This window comes from Alteromonas sp. B31-7, assembly GCF_015767655.1.
GTDB lineage: Bacteria > Pseudomonadota > Gammaproteobacteria > Enterobacterales > Alteromonadaceae > Alteromonas > Alteromonas australica.
In genome coordinates, this window is sequence record NZ_CP065233.1 from 2,566,153 (window position 1) to 2,584,642 (window position 18,490).

General features: G+C 46.2%; 13 protein-coding genes and 4 tRNA genes. 4 read left to right on the plus strand and 13 right to left on the minus strand.

Going from position 1 to position 18,490, the window contains the following annotated elements; genetic code table 11:
• The first annotated feature begins 171 nt into the window (after positions 1-171).
• The gene (add, locus tag IUA53_RS11005; protein ID WP_196897095.1) at positions 172-1,185 is read left to right on the plus strand and encodes an adenosine deaminase; all 1,014 of its coding nucleotides are present in this window, start codon (positions 172-174) and stop codon (positions 1,183-1,185) included.
• Between the two features lie 76 nt (positions 1,186-1,261).
• On the opposite strand, the gene IUA53_RS11010 is transcribed toward add, so the two are convergent.
• The gene (locus IUA53_RS11010; RefSeq protein ID WP_044056879.1) at positions 1,262-1,813 is read right to left on the minus strand and encodes a DUF2058 domain-containing protein; all 552 of its coding nucleotides are present in this window, start codon (positions 1,811-1,813) and stop codon (positions 1,262-1,264) included.
• 147 nt (positions 1,814-1,960) lie between these two features.
• Entirely contained in the window at positions 1,961-4,621 is a 2,661-nt protein-coding gene (gene topA, locus IUA53_RS11015) for a type I DNA topoisomerase (RefSeq protein ID WP_196897096.1), read from the minus strand.
• 364 nt (positions 4,622-4,985) lie between these two features.
• Between topA and astB the strand changes: the two genes are divergently transcribed.
• Positions 4,986-6,326, plus strand: a complete 1,341-nt coding sequence (gene astB / locus IUA53_RS11020) for an N-succinylarginine dihydrolase (protein ID WP_044056877.1) — start codon at positions 4,986-4,988, stop codon at positions 6,324-6,326.
• 50 nt (positions 6,327-6,376) lie between these two features.
• Here the strand turns inward: astB and IUA53_RS11025 are convergent, their stop codons facing one another.
• Positions 6,377-8,599, minus strand: a complete 2,223-nt coding sequence (locus tag IUA53_RS11025) for an Ig-like domain-containing protein (RefSeq protein WP_196897097.1) — start codon at positions 8,597-8,599, stop codon at positions 6,377-6,379.
• Positions 8,600-8,713: 114 nt separating this feature from the next.
• On the opposite strand from IUA53_RS11025, the gene IUA53_RS11030 reads away from it, so the two are divergent.
• Entirely contained in the window at positions 8,714-10,063 is a 1,350-nt protein-coding gene (locus tag IUA53_RS11030; protein WP_196897098.1) for a dicarboxylate/amino acid:cation symporter, read from the plus strand.
• A gap of 71 nt (positions 10,064-10,134) precedes the next feature.
• Here the strand turns inward: IUA53_RS11030 and IUA53_RS11035 are convergent, their stop codons facing one another.
• The 9 genes from IUA53_RS11035 to dnaQ all read right to left on the minus strand — a co-directional run bounded on the left by IUA53_RS11035 (position 10,135) and on the right by dnaQ (position 16,722).
• The gene (locus tag IUA53_RS11035; protein ID WP_044056874.1) at positions 10,135-11,364 is read right to left on the minus strand and encodes a lipoprotein-releasing ABC transporter permease subunit; all 1,230 of its coding nucleotides are present in this window, start codon (positions 11,362-11,364) and stop codon (positions 10,135-10,137) included.
• Between the two features lie 11 nt (positions 11,365-11,375).
• Positions 11,376-12,056 carry a lipoprotein-releasing ABC transporter ATP-binding protein LolD gene (gene lolD / locus IUA53_RS11040; RefSeq protein ID WP_044056873.1) on the minus strand — a complete coding sequence of 227 codons (681 nt, stop codon included), beginning with the start codon at positions 12,054-12,056 and terminating at the stop codon, positions 11,376-11,378.
• A 75-nt stretch (positions 12,057-12,131) separates the two neighbouring features.
• On the minus strand, positions 12,132-13,685 hold the full coding sequence (locus IUA53_RS11045; protein WP_196897099.1) for an EAL domain-containing protein: 1,554 nt from the start codon (positions 13,683-13,685) through the stop codon (positions 12,132-12,134).
• 208 nt (positions 13,686-13,893) lie between these two features.
• Positions 13,894-13,970, minus strand: a tRNA-Asp gene (locus IUA53_RS11050).
• A gap of 32 nt (positions 13,971-14,002) precedes the next feature.
• Positions 14,003-14,079, minus strand: a tRNA-Asp gene (locus tag IUA53_RS11055).
• A 30-nt stretch (positions 14,080-14,109) separates the two neighbouring features.
• Positions 14,110-14,186, minus strand: a tRNA-Asp gene (locus IUA53_RS11060).
• A gap of 28 nt (positions 14,187-14,214) precedes the next feature.
• Positions 14,215-14,291, minus strand: a tRNA-Asp gene (locus IUA53_RS11065).
• 205 nt (positions 14,292-14,496) lie between these two features.
• The gene (locus IUA53_RS11070; protein WP_196899504.1) at positions 14,497-15,930 is read right to left on the minus strand and encodes a TIGR03503 family protein; all 1,434 of its coding nucleotides are present in this window, start codon (positions 15,928-15,930) and stop codon (positions 14,497-14,499) included.
• Between the two features lie 72 nt (positions 15,931-16,002).
• Positions 16,003-16,722, minus strand: coding sequence for a DNA polymerase III subunit epsilon (gene dnaQ, locus IUA53_RS11075; RefSeq protein ID WP_044056870.1), 720 nt, complete (start codon positions 16,720-16,722; stop codon positions 16,003-16,005).
• Between the two features lie 100 nt (positions 16,723-16,822).
• Between dnaQ and rnhA the strand changes: the two genes are divergently transcribed.
• The gene (rnhA, locus tag IUA53_RS11080) at positions 16,823-17,293 is read left to right on the plus strand and encodes a ribonuclease HI (RefSeq protein ID WP_044056869.1); all 471 of its coding nucleotides are present in this window, start codon (positions 16,823-16,825) and stop codon (positions 17,291-17,293) included.
• Here the strand turns inward: rnhA and IUA53_RS11085 are convergent.
• Complete coding sequence (locus tag IUA53_RS11085) at positions 17,290-18,270, minus strand: NAD(P)H-quinone oxidoreductase (protein WP_044447102.1); 981 nt, start codon at positions 18,268-18,270, stop codon at positions 17,290-17,292. The two genes, rnhA and IUA53_RS11085, sit on opposite strands and share 4 nt — an antisense overlap.
• Positions 18,271-18,490: the final 220 nt, after the last annotated feature.

Below are 18,490 nucleotides of genomic sequence, written 5' to 3' on the forward strand. Positions count from 1 at the left end.
ACGCTTTTAACCCAAGTTATCTTAGGCGCAGTTCTTGTATAAATTAAGAGTGAAAGTGAAGCCAAAGACAAAACGTTAAAGGCGAGACCACTAGCAAGGGTTAGCACCGCCGTAACTGTCGTGGCTCAACAAAAACAACTCCAAATAATAAAACCAATGGTGAACAGGCAAATGAAAACATTTATTGAAAACATGCCTAAAGCAGAACTTCATGTTCATATAGAAGGCACACTCGAACCTGAACTAAGCTTTGCTTTGGCACAAAAAAATGGCGTCACCCTTAACGCGAAAACCCCAGAAGAAATGATTGCGGCCTACAACTTTCACGACCTTCCTTCGTTTTTAGACATTTATTACGCAGGTATGAGCGTATTAATAGACGAAGAAGATTTTTACCAGCTTACCATGGCTTATCTCACACGCGCCGCTCAGCAGAATATCGTGTATGTCGAACTTTTCTTCGACCCGCAAGCTCATACCTCAAGGGGCGTAAGTTTCCACACCGTGATAAGTGGAATAGACAGAGCCAGAACTGACGCGGTCACGCAGCTTAACGTAGAATGCCAGCTAATTCTGTGCTTTTTACGTGATATGTCTGCAGAGTCAGCCATGCAGCATTTAATGATGGCTGAGCCTTACATAGATAAACTTGTGGGCGTGGGGTTAGATTCAGATGAGAAAAACAATCCACCAGAGAAATTCAGTGCGGTGTTTGCCAAAGCCAGAGACATGGGGTTAAAACTCACCATGCATTGCGACGTCAATCAAGACAACACTTTAGAACATATACGCCAAGTCATTGAAGAAATTAAGGTTGACCGAATAGACCACGGCGTCAATATACTGGCCTCTACGGAATTATGCGACCTTGCCAAAGCAAAGAAACTGGGGTTAACCGTTTGCCCAGTATCAAATAAGTTTGTGGTTCAATCCCTGACGTCCAAAGAGATAAAAGACATGCTAGCGTTGGGCCTCACCCCTTGCATTAACTCTGATGATCCCTCTTATTTTCGTGCCTATTTGAACGAAAACTTAGTCGCGCTGCAGGAAGAAGGCGGGTTTAGCAAACAAGAATTAGTGACATTGGTAGAAAATAGCTTTAAAGCAAGTTGGTTGTCTGAGGAAGGGAAAGCACATTATTTGGCGCAGTTAGACCATTACGTTGCGGCAAAGTCAGCGGCGTAAGCAGCCACTTCACCGTAAGCAAAAAGGCGGGTATCGGCATTAACATATTGCGATACCCAGCCGCCCTTACTATCCTTTACCACGTTAAATCATCAGGAATTTCATACTCAGCGTACCAATCTTCTTCTTGCTCGTCTTTGCCATCATTGCCACGGGTATCTAAGTCGGCACGATAGACGATATAGCTCTCATCACGCTGGGCGATTTTATCAGCTACCGGGGTGGGTACTAGCTCGTAAGCGTCATCAAGGAGCACCACGGTTAAGCGACCTTTAGTGACTTGCTTGTGAATGTCATTACTGACATACATACGCTTGACCACATTTTCATGGGTGAAATTAAGGACAATATCCCCTTTACGTTCTTGTTTATTTGTGGTGATAAGCTGTTTAACTTGCGCGGCAATTGAACGTTTCTCTCGTTCTTGCTGTTGCTGTTGGTTCAAGGCGCGATCTCGCGCTTTCTTTTCCTCTGCCGCTTTTTGCGCCGCCAGTGCTGTTTCATCAACTGTCGGTTGTTTCTGCTTGTTTTGCTGCTTTTGCTTTTTTCGTTTATCTGCTCGAGCTTGTTTGGCGGAGGCTTTATCCGCTAGCCCAGCTTTTAATAACTGATCTTGTAGTGAAGCCATGATTTCTTCTCTATCTCTTGTCGATATATTCAATCGCAAACAGGCTTAGTTTGAGCCAATTTAGCGTGTAATCGAGTAATGTACATCACATAAATAAGCCCGACAAAATGCGGGCTTATTTGACCTAAACGTTGCGCGCATTAAGCACTATTTTTTCTTAGCTTTCGCTTTAGCAGCTGGCTTTTTCGCAGCCTGCTCTTGCCATTTTCCGTCGTCATACCACGCCGACCAGCCTGTGGCCTTTCCAGCTTCATTTTCCGACATCACATACTGCTGCTTTGTCTTACGGCTGTAACGAACAATGGCCGGATTACCTTCAGGATCCTTTTGTGGCGCATCTGCAAGATAATAGAATTTCGGCGAAATTCTATCCCTAAAGCGAGCCAACTCTTCCACTTTCGGCGCACGTGTCTCTCGCGACTTAGGGAAGTTATGCGCCGCTAAAAAGATACCTGACGCCCCGTCCCGTAACATAAAGTGGGCATCTGATTTCTCGCAAGGAAGCTCAGGTAAATCCACTGGATCTTCCTTCGGTGGCGCAGCTTCGCCATTTCGCAACAGCTTGCGAGTATTTTTACACTCTTCGTTGGTACAGCCAAAATACTTGCCAAACCGGCCGTTTTTAAGCTCCATGTCGCTACCACATTTATCGCACTCGATAATAGGGCCGTCATAGCCTTTAATCTTGAAGGTGCCACTCTCTACCAAGGTGCCATCACAGGTCGGGGTATTGCCGCACACGTGAAGTTTACGAGATTCATCAACGAGGTAGCTGTCCATGGCAGTGCCACATTTTGGACAACGCTTTTTCGAGCGTAGCGCTTCTGTCTCAAGTTCTTCTTCGTCATCAACCTTCACCACTTCATCACCAGCGGTAAGGTTCATGGTGTTTGTACAGCGCTCTTTCGGCGGTAAGTTGTAACCAGAGCATCCAAGGAAAACCCCGGTAGAGGCGGTACGTACGTTCATTTCGCGGCCACATTTATCACATTCAATGCCCGCTGGAACCGCTTGATTAAGGCGCATACCGCCTTCTTCTGGGTCCTTCTCAGCGTTCAGTAACTTGCCGTAAAAACCACTGTAGAAGTCGTTGAGCACGTCTTTCCAGTTTTTATTACCCTCAGCAATATCATCTAATTGCTGCTCCATGTTTGCGGTAAAGTCGTAATTCATTAAATCGTCAAAGTTTTCCATGAGACGATCATTCACAATTTCACCCATTTTCTCGGCATAAAAACGTTTGTTTTCTAAACGCACATAGCCGCGATCTTGAATGGTTGAAATAATACTCGCATAGGTAGATGGGCGACCAATACCACGTTTTTCGAGCTCTTTAACCAGTGATGCTTCATTAAAACGCGCAACAGGCTTGGTAAAGTGCTGCTTAGGATCTAACGCTTTTAACTCGAGTACGTCACCTTTTTGAACGTCTGGCAACATGAGCTCTTCGTCGCCTTTCTTACGCAATTGAGGCTGAACACGGGTCCAACCATCAAACTTAAGTACGCGGCCCTTCGCTGTTAGTTCATAGTCGCCAGCAGACACTCGAATGGTGGTCGCATCGTATTTCGCTGGGGTCATTTGGCAGGCCACAAATTGACGCCAAATTAATTCGTAAAGACGCTGAGCATCACGCTCCATATCGCCTAGGCTGGCAGCTCCTATGCTAACGTTAGAAGGACGGATAGCTTCGTGCGCTTCTTGCGCACCTTCTTTACTGCCATAGCGAATAGGCGAGTCAGGTAAATACTTGTTACCAAAATTATCGGAAATATACGCCCGTGCACTATCAAGGGCTTCTTGGCTCAAATTGGTTGAGTCGGTACGCATATAGGTGATGTAACCCGCTTCATATAAACGCTGGGCCATCATCATGGTTTTCTTCACGCCAAACCCTAAGCGTGTGCTTGCCGCTTGCTGTAATGTAGAAGTTATAAAGGGCGCAGAAGGTCGGCTTTGTGTCGGTTTCGACTCACGGCTTTCAACTTGGTAATTTGCGCCATCTAACTCGGCCAACGCTTTGTCTGTTTCGGCTTTATTTTTGGGCTTAAACGCATTGCCCTGATGTTTTGCCACCAACATGCGCAATGCGGCTTGTTGTTGGCTGGTTAAGTCGGCGTGCACATCCCAAAACTCTTCGGGCACAAAGGCTTTAATTTCACGTTCACGCTCAACAACTAAGCGTACAGCTACCGATTGAACTCGTCCTGCGGACAGGCCACGAGCAATTTTTTTCCATAACAGTGGCGACACCATAAAACCAACAACACGGTCGAGGAATCGACGTGCTTGCTGTGCATTCACCCGGGAAATATTAAGTTCGCCCGGATCAGAAAACGCATCTTGAATCGCGTTTTTAGTAATTTCGTTGAACACGACGCGCTGGTAAGTTTTACCTTTGCTTCCTAGCAACTCTTGCAAGTGCCACGCGATGGCCTCCCCTTCACGGTCCAAATCCGTTGCGAGATAAATCGTATCAGCGTCTTTGGCTAACTTTTTGAGTTCGTTAACCACTTTTTCTTTGCCTTGCAACACTTGATAGTGCGCTTGCCAATCTTTTTCTGGGTCAACACCCATGCGATCGACAAGTTTCAAATATTCGTGACGACGAAGATATTCTAGTCGCTCTTCATCGCTTAAAGTTTTGAGTTCTTTTGCCGGTTTTTTAGGCTCAACTTTGCCTAATGCCTTCGTTGGAAGATCTCGCACGTGGCCAACCGAACTTTTTACGATAAAATCTTTACCGAGATATTTATTTATCGTTTTTGCTTTGGCTGGTGACTCGACTATGACCAGTGATTTTGCCATATAATTGAACTAAACCTATTGATTTTTAATGACTATTTACGTCAAATTCCGAAAATTGGAGTACCTTTGCCTGCTTGATGAGATACCCGCTCTTTTTTAACATATATCTACAAAGTGAATGGAAAACAAGATCTTCTTCATACTTATTCTTTCCACTGCTTTAAACTCACACAAAAACTGTTTAAATAGTAAACAGCACGATTGGCAATGCCCTTAAAAACCGTATAATGCCAGCCATTCGGCATACCCAAGGCGCATTCTTCTTCTAAACGCGCATACCTTGGCGTGCCTATTTGCTGTATTTGAATACCGGCGACTATATAGCCTAGTGTGCAAATGCCTAAACACCAAATAGAGGGAAAGTATGAAGCAGTTTGAAGTTAACTTTGATGGCCTTGTTGGCCCAACCCATAACTATGCCGGTTTGTCTTTCGGAAATGTTGCTTCTCTTAATAACGCTAACGCAATCAGTAGCCCTAAACAAGCAGCCAAACAAGGGTTGGCAAAAGCCAAAGCCCTCTCTGACATGGGCATGGCACAGGGTGTACTCGCCCCACAGGAGCGCCCCGATATTGCAGCCCTGCGTCGTTTAGGCTTTAGCGGTTCAGATGCTCGTGTTCTAGAAAGCGCTGCAAAGCAATCTCGCGAGATTTTCTTAGCATGTTGCTCTGCCAGTAGCATGTGGACGGCAAATGCCGCCACTGTGTCTCCTAGCGCCGATACTGCGGACGGACGGGTACACTTTACCCCAGCAAACCTCACCAACAAGTTCCATCGCTCTCTGGAGCCTCAGGTCACCGGCAATATCCTAAAAGGCACCTTTGCCAACGACAAATACTTCGCCCATCATCAACACCTTCCTGATAACGAACATTTTGGTGACGAGGGTGCTGCCAATCATACTCGGCTTTGCAGCCAGTACGGTGAGTCTGGCGTTGAGCTTTTTGTCTACGGTCGTCATGCATTTGACCCAAGCAAACCAGCACCCACCAAATTCCCTGCACGTCAAACGCTAGAAGCGTGCCAAGCGGTTGCGCGTTTGCATGGCCTCGACGACGACTCGGTGGTGTACATGCAACAAAACCCTGACGTTATTGACCAAGGCGTATTCCACAACGACGTGATTGCCGTAGGTAACCAAAATGTGTTGTTTTTCCACGAGCAAGCGTTTTATAAAAAGGACGCTGGCCTTGCGGAAATTCAAACTAAGTTTGGTGAAAAGCCCCTGCACTTTATTGAAGTACCTACCGATGAAGTATCTGTACAAGATGCCATTAGAACGTACTTATTTAACACGCAAATCATTACCTTACCCAACGGCGAAATGACCATAATTGCGCCTACTGAGTGTCAGGAAAATGAAGCCGTTAGCCGTTATCTAGACAAGCTTGTCACCCTAGGTACACCGATTAAATCTGTCAATTATTTTGATGTTAAACAAAGCATGCGTAATGGCGGCGGCCCAGCATGCTTACGTTTACGGGTGGCCATGAACGACCAAGAGCTAGATGCAGTAAATCAGGCTACCCTGATTAACGATACGCAGTTTACCCGTTTAAACGCGTGGATAGAAAAGCATTACCGTGATGAATTGCGCGAAGATGACCTTCGGGATCCGCAACTATTAATAGAATCTCGTACTGCCCTCGATGAACTCACGCAAATCCTGAAAATTGGCTCAGTTTATCCATTCCAGCAAGTTTAAAGATGGTTTAGGCTCGCCGCAGTGCGCTGCGAGCCTAAGATGACTGTGGGTTAATTGGCAATAGGACAGGCATCAGAACCAAAAGGATTGGGCGGCGGCATCGACTCTTCTGAAGACAGATCGTCTGCCGCAGCTTCCAAGCCAAAACGCATGCTGGCTATCGCTTCACTGCCGGAAGATTTACCGTAAACCGTCACGACCATCTCAACCCAACCACCGTAATTTTGTGGATAGCGGTATGCTAAGGTTGCCTGACCATTTTCATCGGTGATGGCATCAGAAGCAAAATTCACAGTACCGATAATACCTGGTGTTAGCATGCCATCGTCATTGGTATCTTCATCATAGGTACTTGGCTCTGGCGCAATATCTAATATGCCGTTGTCGTTTTGATCTTCGTTTTCACAAAAATAAACCGGTGTATCAATTGCCCACACAGTGCCAGTCCAATACCAAGAGCCTTTGTAATAGCCACCACCATCTACCCATTTTACTGGGCTGATTGACGCGGTTAACTCCACGTCGCTTACTGGCTGCCCTGCACTATCTGAAACAAACACTGCAAACTCTTTTGTGTAACTGGTGTCATCTGACACCAAAATGGTGTTGCCGGTACCAAGAGAAATGTCAAAAGCGCGGTTGCCTACTGTTAGCAACACTTCATCTTGAACTTCAGGCGCTTCTACCGCTTGTGCTGTAATCACTACAGATTCATGACTCGACACGGCACCTGAGGTGTAAACCGTAGTAGCAATACCATTACTGTCAGTGGTAGCCTGAGACGGAGATATTGTCCCCGTGGAAGGGTCATCTACATTAAACGATACCAATGCCCCTTTCACTAAGTTATCGTTCTCATCTCTAATAATGGCGGTAATAGAGCTGGTTTGACCGTCGGGCCCTAAAATTTCTCTGGAGGCATCTACTTGTATGTAATAGGGGGTTGTAGCGATAAACTCCACCTCTAGCGTAGCGACCACCTCTTCGCTTCCATCTGTACCTAACCCTGACGCCGTAATCGTGGAAAAACCCGCATTGTCTGACGCAATATCAAAGGAAAACTCACCGTTGTTGTCTGTTACAAGAGGTTGCGCTGTGGTGACCGTGCCCCTAGAGGCCGTTATTCTTACCTCTCTTCCCTCCAAAGCGCTATTATCGCGCTGCCAACGCCCCACAATAGTGGCACTGGTTGATAGTGCGACTTCCTCGGTCGGCGCCTGCACAAATTCAAATTCGTCTTGTTGAACTTGAATCTTTTGTACAAACAGAGCCGATAACGCAGCGGCGCTAAAACTGTCTTCTCCTGAGGTGGTGGCCGTATAGAAAACACTCGCCTGGCCATCGGCACCGGACACCACTGAAGTGGTAGACAGTGTTCCTGTACCGGGCGTTAGGGTAATCGTTTGATTAGGCAAGGCTTCTCCATCCGAGTCTTGCACTCTTAACGTATATTCCACAGTGTCATTTAAGATAACCGAAGTGGCTCCGTTAATGGTCACTTCTGTGCCTGATACCTCAATATCTACGTACTCCACCAAGGTGCCAGTTTGTGCAGTAATTCTAACGTCTCTGTTAGAAGCATCGTTTTGAGAGGTAATAATAGCGCGAGCGGTGCCGTCTGCCGCTGTAACCGACTGCGTCAGTTGGAGCTCGACACCTGCATCACTAGGGGCTGAGAAGCTCACTTCCACGCCCTCTACTAGCACGCTTTGCTCATTTTTTACCAACGCAATAAGTTCTATTTCATCATTGCCACTGGACGCTAACTGCACCGCACTGGCATACAATAACAAAGACGCAGGTTGTATATTGGCCCCCCCACTACCTTCAGAAGAAAAGGTTGTGGTTCCGCTTTCTCCAGACGATAAGCTTGCGGTAATTTCACCATCACCAGAGGCAGTACCTACCGTTAAGCCTATGCTGGCAATACCGTCTTCGTTAGTGCGCGCAGTCGCAATATCATTACTAAAATTGGCTAACGTAGGTTCGCTTATCGCGAAGGTAAGTAATCTATCTGACTGAGGATTGCCGTTGGTGTCTTTCACCTCTGCAACTAAAGTAAGGGGGTTATTAATGGTGAGAGATTTGTCACTTACCCCTGCGTCGTTTTCAAGACTCAAGGTTACCACTATGGTGGCCGACGACCCGTCAGAACTTCCCGAATCGGTGCTGTCGTCCCGTGACACAGAGCCTCCTCCGCCACAAGCAAACAGAGTAAAAATTGTACTAATAATAAAGAGTGCCTGAGTCAATGATCGCGTATTTAGTGGCATAATTCGTTCCTGAACCTCTATAAATGACAATTGCGTCGTTTTTTATGTTTAAAAATCAAAAGAATCTGGCACACTAACTGTGACTAAAAATATAAAAATGCTCAGGGAATCTAAATGTCTCAATCCGCACATAAATATAGTTTAACCGCCAGGATCTTTTTCGGCATGGCTGCCGGTTTTGTTGTTGGTTTATTGCTCCAGCTCTTGTTCGATGATAGCGGAGATTTTCAGTTTTCGATATTCGGTATGACGCTTTCCACGTATGACATTTTCGTCGAAGGTATATTTTCTACCTTAGGCCAAATATTCATCGACAGCTTAAAAATGCTGGTTGTCCCGTTGGTTTTCGTTTCCTTAGTCTGTGGCACCAGCGCCTTGTCTGACCCCAGTAAATTGGGTCGCTTAGGCATTAAATCGGTTGGTTTGTATATTGTCACAACCGCCATTGCTATCACACTGGCTATGAGTATGGCTTTACTGGTTTCGCCAGGCGAAGGCCTAAGTCTTAGCACCGACACCACCTATCAAGCGAAAGAAGCGCCGAGCTTGGGCGACGTCATTATTAACATGGTGCCTAGCAACCCAGTCAATTCGTTGGCACAAGGCAACATGCTACAAATTATTGTGTTTGCCGTATTATTTGGTGTGGCTATGGCCATGACCGGAGAAGCGGGTAAGCGATTAAGTGCAGTATTTGAAGATTTGAATACCGTGGTTATGCGTTTGGTTACCATTATTATGAACCTCGCGCCTTACGGTGTATTCGTGTTAATGGCCAAACTTTTCGCTACCATAGGGGCGGAAACCATATTGGGCCTAGCCAAATACTTCTTCCTGGTATTTGGGGTGCTTATATTGCACGGCCTAGTGACTTACTCGGTATTGCTTAAAACCCTCAGTGGATTAAGCCCGCTGATGCTGCTTCGCAAAATGCGCGACGCGGCTATCTTCGCGTTTAGTACTTCTAGTAGCAGTGCGACTTTGCCAGTCACCATGGAGACCGCACGCAATAAGTTGGGAATAGGTAACTCTGTTTCGTCATTTACTCTCCCTCTTGGCGCTACCATTAATATGGATGGTACAGCCATTATGCAGGGGGTTGCCACGGTATTTATTGCTCAGGTTTACGGTGTAGACTTATCGATGAGCGATTACCTCATGGTAATTCTTACCGCAACTTTAGCCTCTATTGGCACCGCGGGTGTACCCGGCGTGGGTTTAGTCATGTTGGCGATGGTGTTACAGCAGGTGAACCTGCCAGTGGAAGGTATTGCACTTATTATTGGTGTAGACCGCCTCCTTGATATGACCCGCACGGCGGTGAATATTACCGGCGACTGTATGGTGTCATGCGTAGTGGCGAAGAGTGAAGGTGCGTTAGATGAAGATGTCTTCAACAACCCGAAAGCGGGGCAAAAAGAAGAAGATGTCGACTTTAAACATTTCGATAAAAATGATGCATAAATCTATGCATACTCACATTTAATTAAAAAAGGGGCTGAATCGCCCCTTTTTATTTACCTGCTATTTAATCACTAATGCAAAGACTCAGCAGGCGATATTTTGGCGGCTTTATGCGCTGGGTATAATGTGGCTAGCACTGACAAAGTCAGTGCCACCACTATGGTTACCCCAACGTCTGCCCAATGCAATTGCGAGGGCAAAAAGTCGATAAAATAAATGTCGCCAGACAGCAGGCTAATGCCTAATGCCGTTTCCACACTTTTCACTATTGCCGACAAATTAGGCGCGATGATAACCGCTAAGCCCACCCCGACTGACATACCCACGAGGCCATTCAACGCCCCTTGCAGCATAAATGTTTGTCGAATTAAGCTGTCTGAGGCCCCCATGGTTTTCAAAATTGCAATAGACGCTTGCTTTTCTTTTACCGCCATCACCAACGAAGACACAATATTAAAACAGGCCACCGCTATCACTAAAACCAACGCGATGTACACCACGGTTCTCACTAACTGTATATCTTTGTAAAGGTGCCCTTGAGTGCGGGTCCAGTCAGACATGTACACCGCTTGCGGATAACTATAGCCAATATCACGCATGGTGCTGTAAGCAGAGAAAGGATCGTACAAGCGAAATCTAAGCCCCATGGCTTTCCCTGTCAAACCGGCAGCGGAAGAGGCTTTTGCTAAATGCATAACACCAATGTGATTATCAAGCTCTCCGCCAACACTGATCACACCCGCCACGATTAAGGTTACTGTGGTAGGCGCTGAAAAACGCAAGTCAGCATGGGTAACCGGAATCAATGCTTGCACAGCATCGCCTTTTGAAATGCCCAACTTATTGGCAATGCCCTTGCCCACCAATACCCCGTCTTTATTGCCTTGAAACGCGCGCCAGCTATCTTCGCTGACTTGTTGTTTGAATGCACTAGGGTCATTATTAACGTCTATTCCAGTAAGAGAAACTGCCTTTAGCTCACCTTTAAACTGCAACATACCCGTAAGTTCGGTGTAAGGCACAACACTTTCTACCCGAGGGTCGTCATTGAGCCGATACAATTGAGCGTCTAAATTTTCAATCCCCGTGCTATCCACACTGTAAAGCTCACCGTGAGCTACAACCGAAAGAATTCGATGGGTCAATTCACGCTCGAAGCCGTTCATCACGCTCAATAAAATGATAAGAACGAAGCAGCCTAGTCCAATGCCAAAGGTAGAAGAGAGGGAAATAAAGGAAATAAACCTGTTTTGCGTTTTTGCATGCCGAAAACGGCGCGCCAACTGCCATGCTAGTTTCACGTTAACCTGCCCTAGTTTTGCGTACTTAGAATGCCATCTTTTATGCGAAGGATACGATCCATACGAGAGGCAAGCGCGGTGTCATGAGTCACCACCACAAACGCGGTTTGTTTATCGCGGCTGAGTTTTTCAATTAATTGATAGACCTGTTCGCCGGTAGAGTCATCCAAATTACCTGTTGGCTCGTCTGCTAACACAACCGCAGGGTCGTTCACGAGCGCTCTAGCAATAGCGACTCGTTGACGCTCCCCTCCCGACAAGGCGTGAGGTAAATGCGCCATACGATGCGCCAGCCCCACTTCTTCTAGTAACACTTGGGCTTTCTGACTCGCCCGTGCGGCACTTTCGCCACCGATACGTAACGGCATAGCCACATTTTCTAAGGCGGTGAACTCACCAAGAAGATGGTGAAACTGATAAATAAAGCCCATTTCCTGATTGCGTAAGGCAGCCAGCTGGGCACTATTTAATGCGGTGATTTTTTTATCTTGGAAAAAGACGTCACCTTCACTGGGTTTGTCTAGACCGGCAAGGATATGCAGCAAGGTACTCTTCCCCGAACCAGAGCTACCGAGAATTGCCACTTGCTCCCCCGGTTTTACCGACAACGAGACGTGGTGTAATACAGGGGTAGTGGTTTCACCATCCGCATAAGTTTTACTGACTTTATGGCAATGTAATACGTCTTGCATGCAACTTTCTATGTCCTTTTACTTTATGCATGCATGGTAGCGCGGAAGCCCTTCCGCGCCAATAGCTTAAAGCCGCTATGTCGACGCTTTAATCGCAGCAGCTAAACTTTTCGCAGCTTGTGGTTTACCAAATAACCAGCCTTGGCCATATTTTACCGCCATATCATTCAATTCTTTGCACTGGTCTATGTTTTCTACACCTTCAGCAATAAGCGTTACATTAAGCCCTTCAGCAATATTGACGATATGCGGAATAAGCGAAGAACGAATACTGTTATCTTCCATGTCCATTACAAAGCTACGATCTATCTTTAAGAAGTCACAATTAAGAGATTTAAGTTGGCTTAAATTAGAATACCCCACGCCGAAATCATCAATGGCTACCATGAAACCTTTGCTTTTCAGGGCTTTAATATGCTTCACCGCACTGTGAGTTGCCAGTTGCTCGTCTTCAGTGATCTCAAGCACAATCTTAAAGTTCTTCTCGTTTATCTCTAAGATCCAATCAAGATCTAACGCACTTTCGCGAGTAAAGTCGGAAGGGAATAAATTAAAGGAAACCTTAAATCCTTCGGGAATATCAGGGTTTGCGTTAAGTTCTTCCATCGCTGATTTAATCATCACCATGGTAAATTCCCAGGTTTTTTCCTGCTCTCTTACCTGTGAAATAAACTCATCTGGGTAGATAGGGCCAAATTCGTCTTCAAAACGACTTAATACTTCGCAGCCAATGACCTGTCTAGAGGCTAAATCCACAAAGGGTTGATAGAGGCAAAAAAACTTATTGTGTGCAAGGCCATTTGTAATTCTGTATTCAATCGACCGACGTCGGCGCAGATAATTAAAGGTTACCATGTGCGATAGCGCCGCCGTGGTAAGCATAATAAAAATGAATAAAACTAACTTACTGTTGTGTAAACTAAACAAACGACCTTCGTCTGATTGCACTTTCAGACACGTATTTGAATACCGCTCATCACACATGAAGAAGGTCAGTGAGAAATAGCGGTTTATATACTGTTGTTCATCTTTATTGACAGTGCTTTCGATTAAACGCGGGTTACCGGCAATATGATAAAACTGTTCGCCGTTATATATAAGTTGCCAGTCTTGAGAACTACTAAAGCCTACAACCCCATCCATATTCAGCACGGCGTTGTATTTTCCCCGTTTGACGATGGTACCTGTGGCTTGCGCTTCAAATAATTTAAGGGGCGTATTAATCCAAAAAGCATCATTTAATCCTGCGTAGAAATCCGGTGGTGCTTCTTTGAAGGGTTCGTCTAAAACCCCCAAATACGTACTACACACCAAAAGTCCATCTTCATAGAAGCCAATTTCTTTTACAAAGCGGGAGCGAAATAGGGTTTTGCGCATTTCCGACAAGTTTTCCATGGTACAGGTGTCGTAGGGCAACATATTGAGGTAATCAATCGTGCGTTCTGCGTCTTGGAAAATAGCCCTTACACTGTCTAAAATGTCGCGGGCGCGCGCTTCTTCTTGTCCTCGGATCACTGCAAACATCAATATGCCCAACAAAAGGGTAATCAGCGAAACACTCAACAAAGATACCGCAACGGCTTTTAAATTATCCGCCACAAAAAATTGTTTTTGTTCATTACGAGTCATAAGCAAGACTCACATATAAAAATACGGGAAGGAAAAAATACAACGGCATTTAAGGAAATTACATCAAAACTTAAGCATAGCAATAAGCATTGCATGCAATTATGATAAGTCAATGAACATACGAAAAAAATTGGCAAAAAGCCAACACAAAAACGTGTTTTGGAAAGGGGAAATACGCAGAACTGCGCATCTTTAAACGTGCTTGAAATGGCGGAGCGGACGGGACTCGAACCCGCGACCCCCGGCGTGACAGGCCGGTATTCTAACCAACTGAACTACCGCTCCGCAATATGGGAAGCGCGCTTATACTCGATTAATGGCGGAGCGGACGGGACTCGAACCCGCGACCCCCGGCGTGACAGGCCGGTATTCTAACCAACTGAACTACCGCTCCACATAATCGAGATTGCGCTGTATAACTAAATGGCGGAGCGGACGGGACTCGAACCCGCGACCCCCGGCGTGACAGGCCGGTATTCTAACCAACTGAACTACCGCTCCGAAGACCTTTTAGTTATACCATTGAAAGTGGCGGAGCGGACGGGACTCGAACCCGCGACCCCCGGCGTGACAGGCCGGTATTCTAACCAACTGAACTACCGCTCCACATTTTCAATGTTATCAGTGAGTTGATTGGGTTGCTTTAACCCCGTGCCCTCACTGCGGCGCAGATAATACGTATTCCCCTAAGTGGAGTCAACGCTTTTTAGCAATAAAATTGTCATCTGAGCACTGTTTGGCTGTAAATTAGTCACAATGTCGAAATATAATTCAATGAAGGGCAATTAATCGACAATGCCACGTGAAGGGGTTACGATTTTTTCTTGCTAAAAATGCCCAACCACTTTTTCAAACCTTTCGGTTCCGCCTCAAGAGACAATCCTTCTTCAGTCACCGGCTTTTTGTCGGATGCCGCTTGTTTAGCCGATAAAGTAGGTCTTTGTTTGGCTTTACGACGCCTAAATACAATAAACACGGCGGCAAGCACGCCTATAAACAAAATAGAGCCATTCACGGCAGCTAATAAAATGATGAGTGTTGACGAGTCCATGTTGTCTTCAACTGGCGCGCTGGGCACCTCTTCGTCCGACTCAAACGACGTCCCTATTAAAGGTATTTCTTCACTTCCGTCAACAATTGGGTCTTCGCCATCAATCAAAGGGTCGATAATTTCAGGCTCAGGGGCGTCCGCCAAAAAACTGTACTCCGGCACATCGAGAATAAAATCGCGCCCGTCGGTGGTGGTTCCATAGGCAGTAAGTTTAATGCGAAAGATACCTTCTTCATAAGCCACAATAAGGTGTTCTCGCACTTCATCGCCACCTTCTGTTAATGAAAAATTCTGTACATCGGTATTGGGGTAGCGCACCTTGCCATCAATCAATAGTGATTGAATGTCCACCAACGCTCTATTCACATCAATAATAAGTTTATGGTAACCCTCACCGCCTCCATCAGTTTCCACGGTAATAAATACAGGGTTTGGATGCAGCACTATCGGAGGGTCAATGTGTTCACGGGTAAACATTGGCGTTTTAACGGTAAACTTTGGCTTCCATTCGCCTGGCGCGATGTTTAAGTTGAATTGCCCTGTAAATACCCCATCGGCCGGCCTTTCATCCATGCCTCTACCGTTATCTTCGAAACGGGCTATTTCTTGGTCGTTGGTGGCAAAGTTGTCAAAGTTAGGGTTGTTAGTGCTCAGAAAATCGATACTGAGTTCTACCACATCTCTGAACAAACTATTTTCTATGGGTTTTCCCCCATTGGTGAGGTAGGCCGTAGATTTTAAAATTTCACCTGAAAACAATATTGGGGGTAAAGGCTGCGCATTAAGCTCAATATCCGAAATAACCATTACGCGGCTATTCGGCAACACCTGCCCGACGGCTTGCCACGGACCAGGTACAGGGTCTTTAATGGTAATCATGTCGAAAGTATCAGCGTCATACCACGCCACTTTTTCTTCATCAAAACGCCCCTGAAATATCTTTGAGCCATCAGGGCGCACGAGTACAACCGGCGCTGAGCCGTACTCGCGAAAGAAAATCATCGTCACTTCTTTGACGTTGTGATCCACGCGGAAGCGATTTTGCAGTAATTTAATTGAGTTTTCGTACTCATCACCTAGCGAAGACAATGGCGATGATGCATCAGCAGCGTTACCTGTCTCATCAGATTGCTGAGCCAAGGACGGAAGGGATATCAGTAATGTCAGATATACTATTCGCCATAATTTACCCATCCCCTTCACTCGCTGCTCTCCTATTACCTAATTGCTGTGGCCGATATTTTTAGCTGTACTAAGTACGTTCGATTACGAAGGCTCCACGCTGTCTGGACGCCATAAGCATTTGCCACCGGCATCTTTTACGATATCTAGGCGCGCTTCATGCTGTAGTAACTCATCGGCGCTGGCTTTAATAACCTTTAATTTATTTGCAGTACGTTGGATAGGACGTACTTCATTACTATCACCTTCACTACTGCCACTTGACGCTAATTTAAGCTTAGTTTGCCCACCGGTCATAAGCAGGTAAACGTCAGCCAATATTTCAGCATCCAATAACGCGCCGTGCAGTGTTCGGTGGCTGTTGTCTATACCGTACCGGCGACACAATGCATCAAGGTTGTTTTTTTGCCCTGGGTGCATCTTGCGCGCTAACATCAGAGTATCTAAAACGTCGCATATATCCCGAGTCACGACACCTTTCGTGGACGGCTCCATGGCAAATTCGTGATCCATAAAGCCCACGTCAAAGGGCGCATTATGAATAACCAGTTGCGCGCCTCGGATAAAATTCACGAAATCTTGAGCGACATCTGCAAAGACAGGCTTGTCTTGCAAAAACTCATTAGTGATCCCGTGCACCTCTATGGCTTCTTGTTCTATTTGACGCCCAGGGTTGATGTAAACATGAAAGTGATTCCCCGTTAGCTTACGGTTCACCACTTCTACACACCCGATTTCAATGATGCGGTGACCTTCTTTAGGCTCAATACCGGTGGTTTCTGTATCTAAAACAATCTGACGCATGATACCTCTGCTGCAACGAATATTTTTTGTTAGTATATCAACCCCTTTGCGCTAGGCTAAGGGAAAAGCGCAATTCCGATAAAAAATTTAAGAGGTGGCTGTGTCAAACAAAACAATTCACATATTTACTGATGGCTCATGTCTTGGCAACCCTGGGCCGGGCGGTTATGGCGCAGTATTGATTTACAAAGGGCATCGAAAGGAATTGAGCCATGGCTTTGCGCACACTACCAATAACCGGATGGAGCTACTCGCGCCCATTGAAGCACTCAATAGCTTAACCGAAGCCTGCAACGTAGAACTCACTACAGATAGCCAGTATGTGAAAAATGGCATTAACCAATGGATCCACAACTGGCGAAAAAATGGCTGGCGAACCGCAGATAAAAAAGCCGTAAAGAATGCTGATTTGTGGAAACGCTTAGATGAAGCAGTCAAAGCTCATAATGTTAACTGGCATTGGGTTAAAGGCCATTCTGGCCACCCTGAAAACGAGCGATGCGATACCTTAGCCCGCACCGCCGCAGAATCGAAACCCACCACACCTGATGAAGGCTTCGTGGGCGCTTAAGACCAACACACCACAAGTTTACCTTGGGTGTTATTGTGCTCTAAACGTTGGTGCGTCTTTGCAATATCGTCAATACGGTATTGGGTGTCTATGTTGACCTTCAGTGCACCGCTGTTGAACGCCGGTAAACAAGTGGCGCTAAAATCCGCCACCAACTGACTTTTGTACTCATCGCTTCTGTTTCTCAATGTTGTGCCCTGTATTCGGGCACGTTTACCCAGCAATAACGCCATATCAAGATTATCGGCATAGCGCCCGGCAAGCATAGCAAGGTACACCACTATACCGTCTTGACGTAACACTGACAGGTTGCGATTAAGATAGTCGCCCGCCACCATATCTAATACCATGCTGACACCTTCCGGCCAGGCTTGGTTAATCACTTTCGCAAAATCATCTTGAGTGTAGTTTATGCAAAGTGCGGCACCATTTTGTTCACAGTATGCTAGTTTTTCAGGCGATGACGCGGTAACGGCAGCCTCAATTCCCCAAAGCCGACATAACTGAGTGGCCGCCAAACCTACCCCGCTCGCACCACCATGTATTAACACCTTGTCTGCGGGTTTGACATGGGCAATCGTCCGTAAACATTGAAAGGCGGTTAAAAACACTTCGGCTAAACCAGCAGCCTCGGCAAAACTAAGCGCTTCAGGCATTGGCATTAAATGAGAACTTAGCACCACCACTTCTTCCGCATAGCCACCACCGGCCACTAAACCAAATACATTGTCGCCCACTTTCCAATGATTGACATCATCAGCCACCTCTATCACTGTGCCAGCAACCTCAAGGCCCAAAATTTCACTTTCCCCCGGCGGTGGAGGATAGCGACCTTGCCGCTGTAACGTATCTGCACGGTTAATCCCAAACCCACGCACCCTTACCCTTACCTTACCCGCTGTGAGTGCAGGCGCTTCGGCTTGGGCAATAAAAAGTGAATCAGGCTCTCCGCCTTTTTGGTAGTCGACAAATCGCATGTTTTTCCTTTTTACCTAATGAATAACGCTAATACGTAAGCATGGCGAAAATCGCACACAGATTTTTGACACACTAGGCCATCCCGCGTCTAACTCAGGCGTAAATGGTCGCACAGGATTGCAATAATCGCTATACTTCGCCGCTAAACACAGGCGGGTGCGAGACTTTGCACTTCGGAGGGTGTCGCAACGTTTGCCCCCTTGCCTTAGCGATATACGA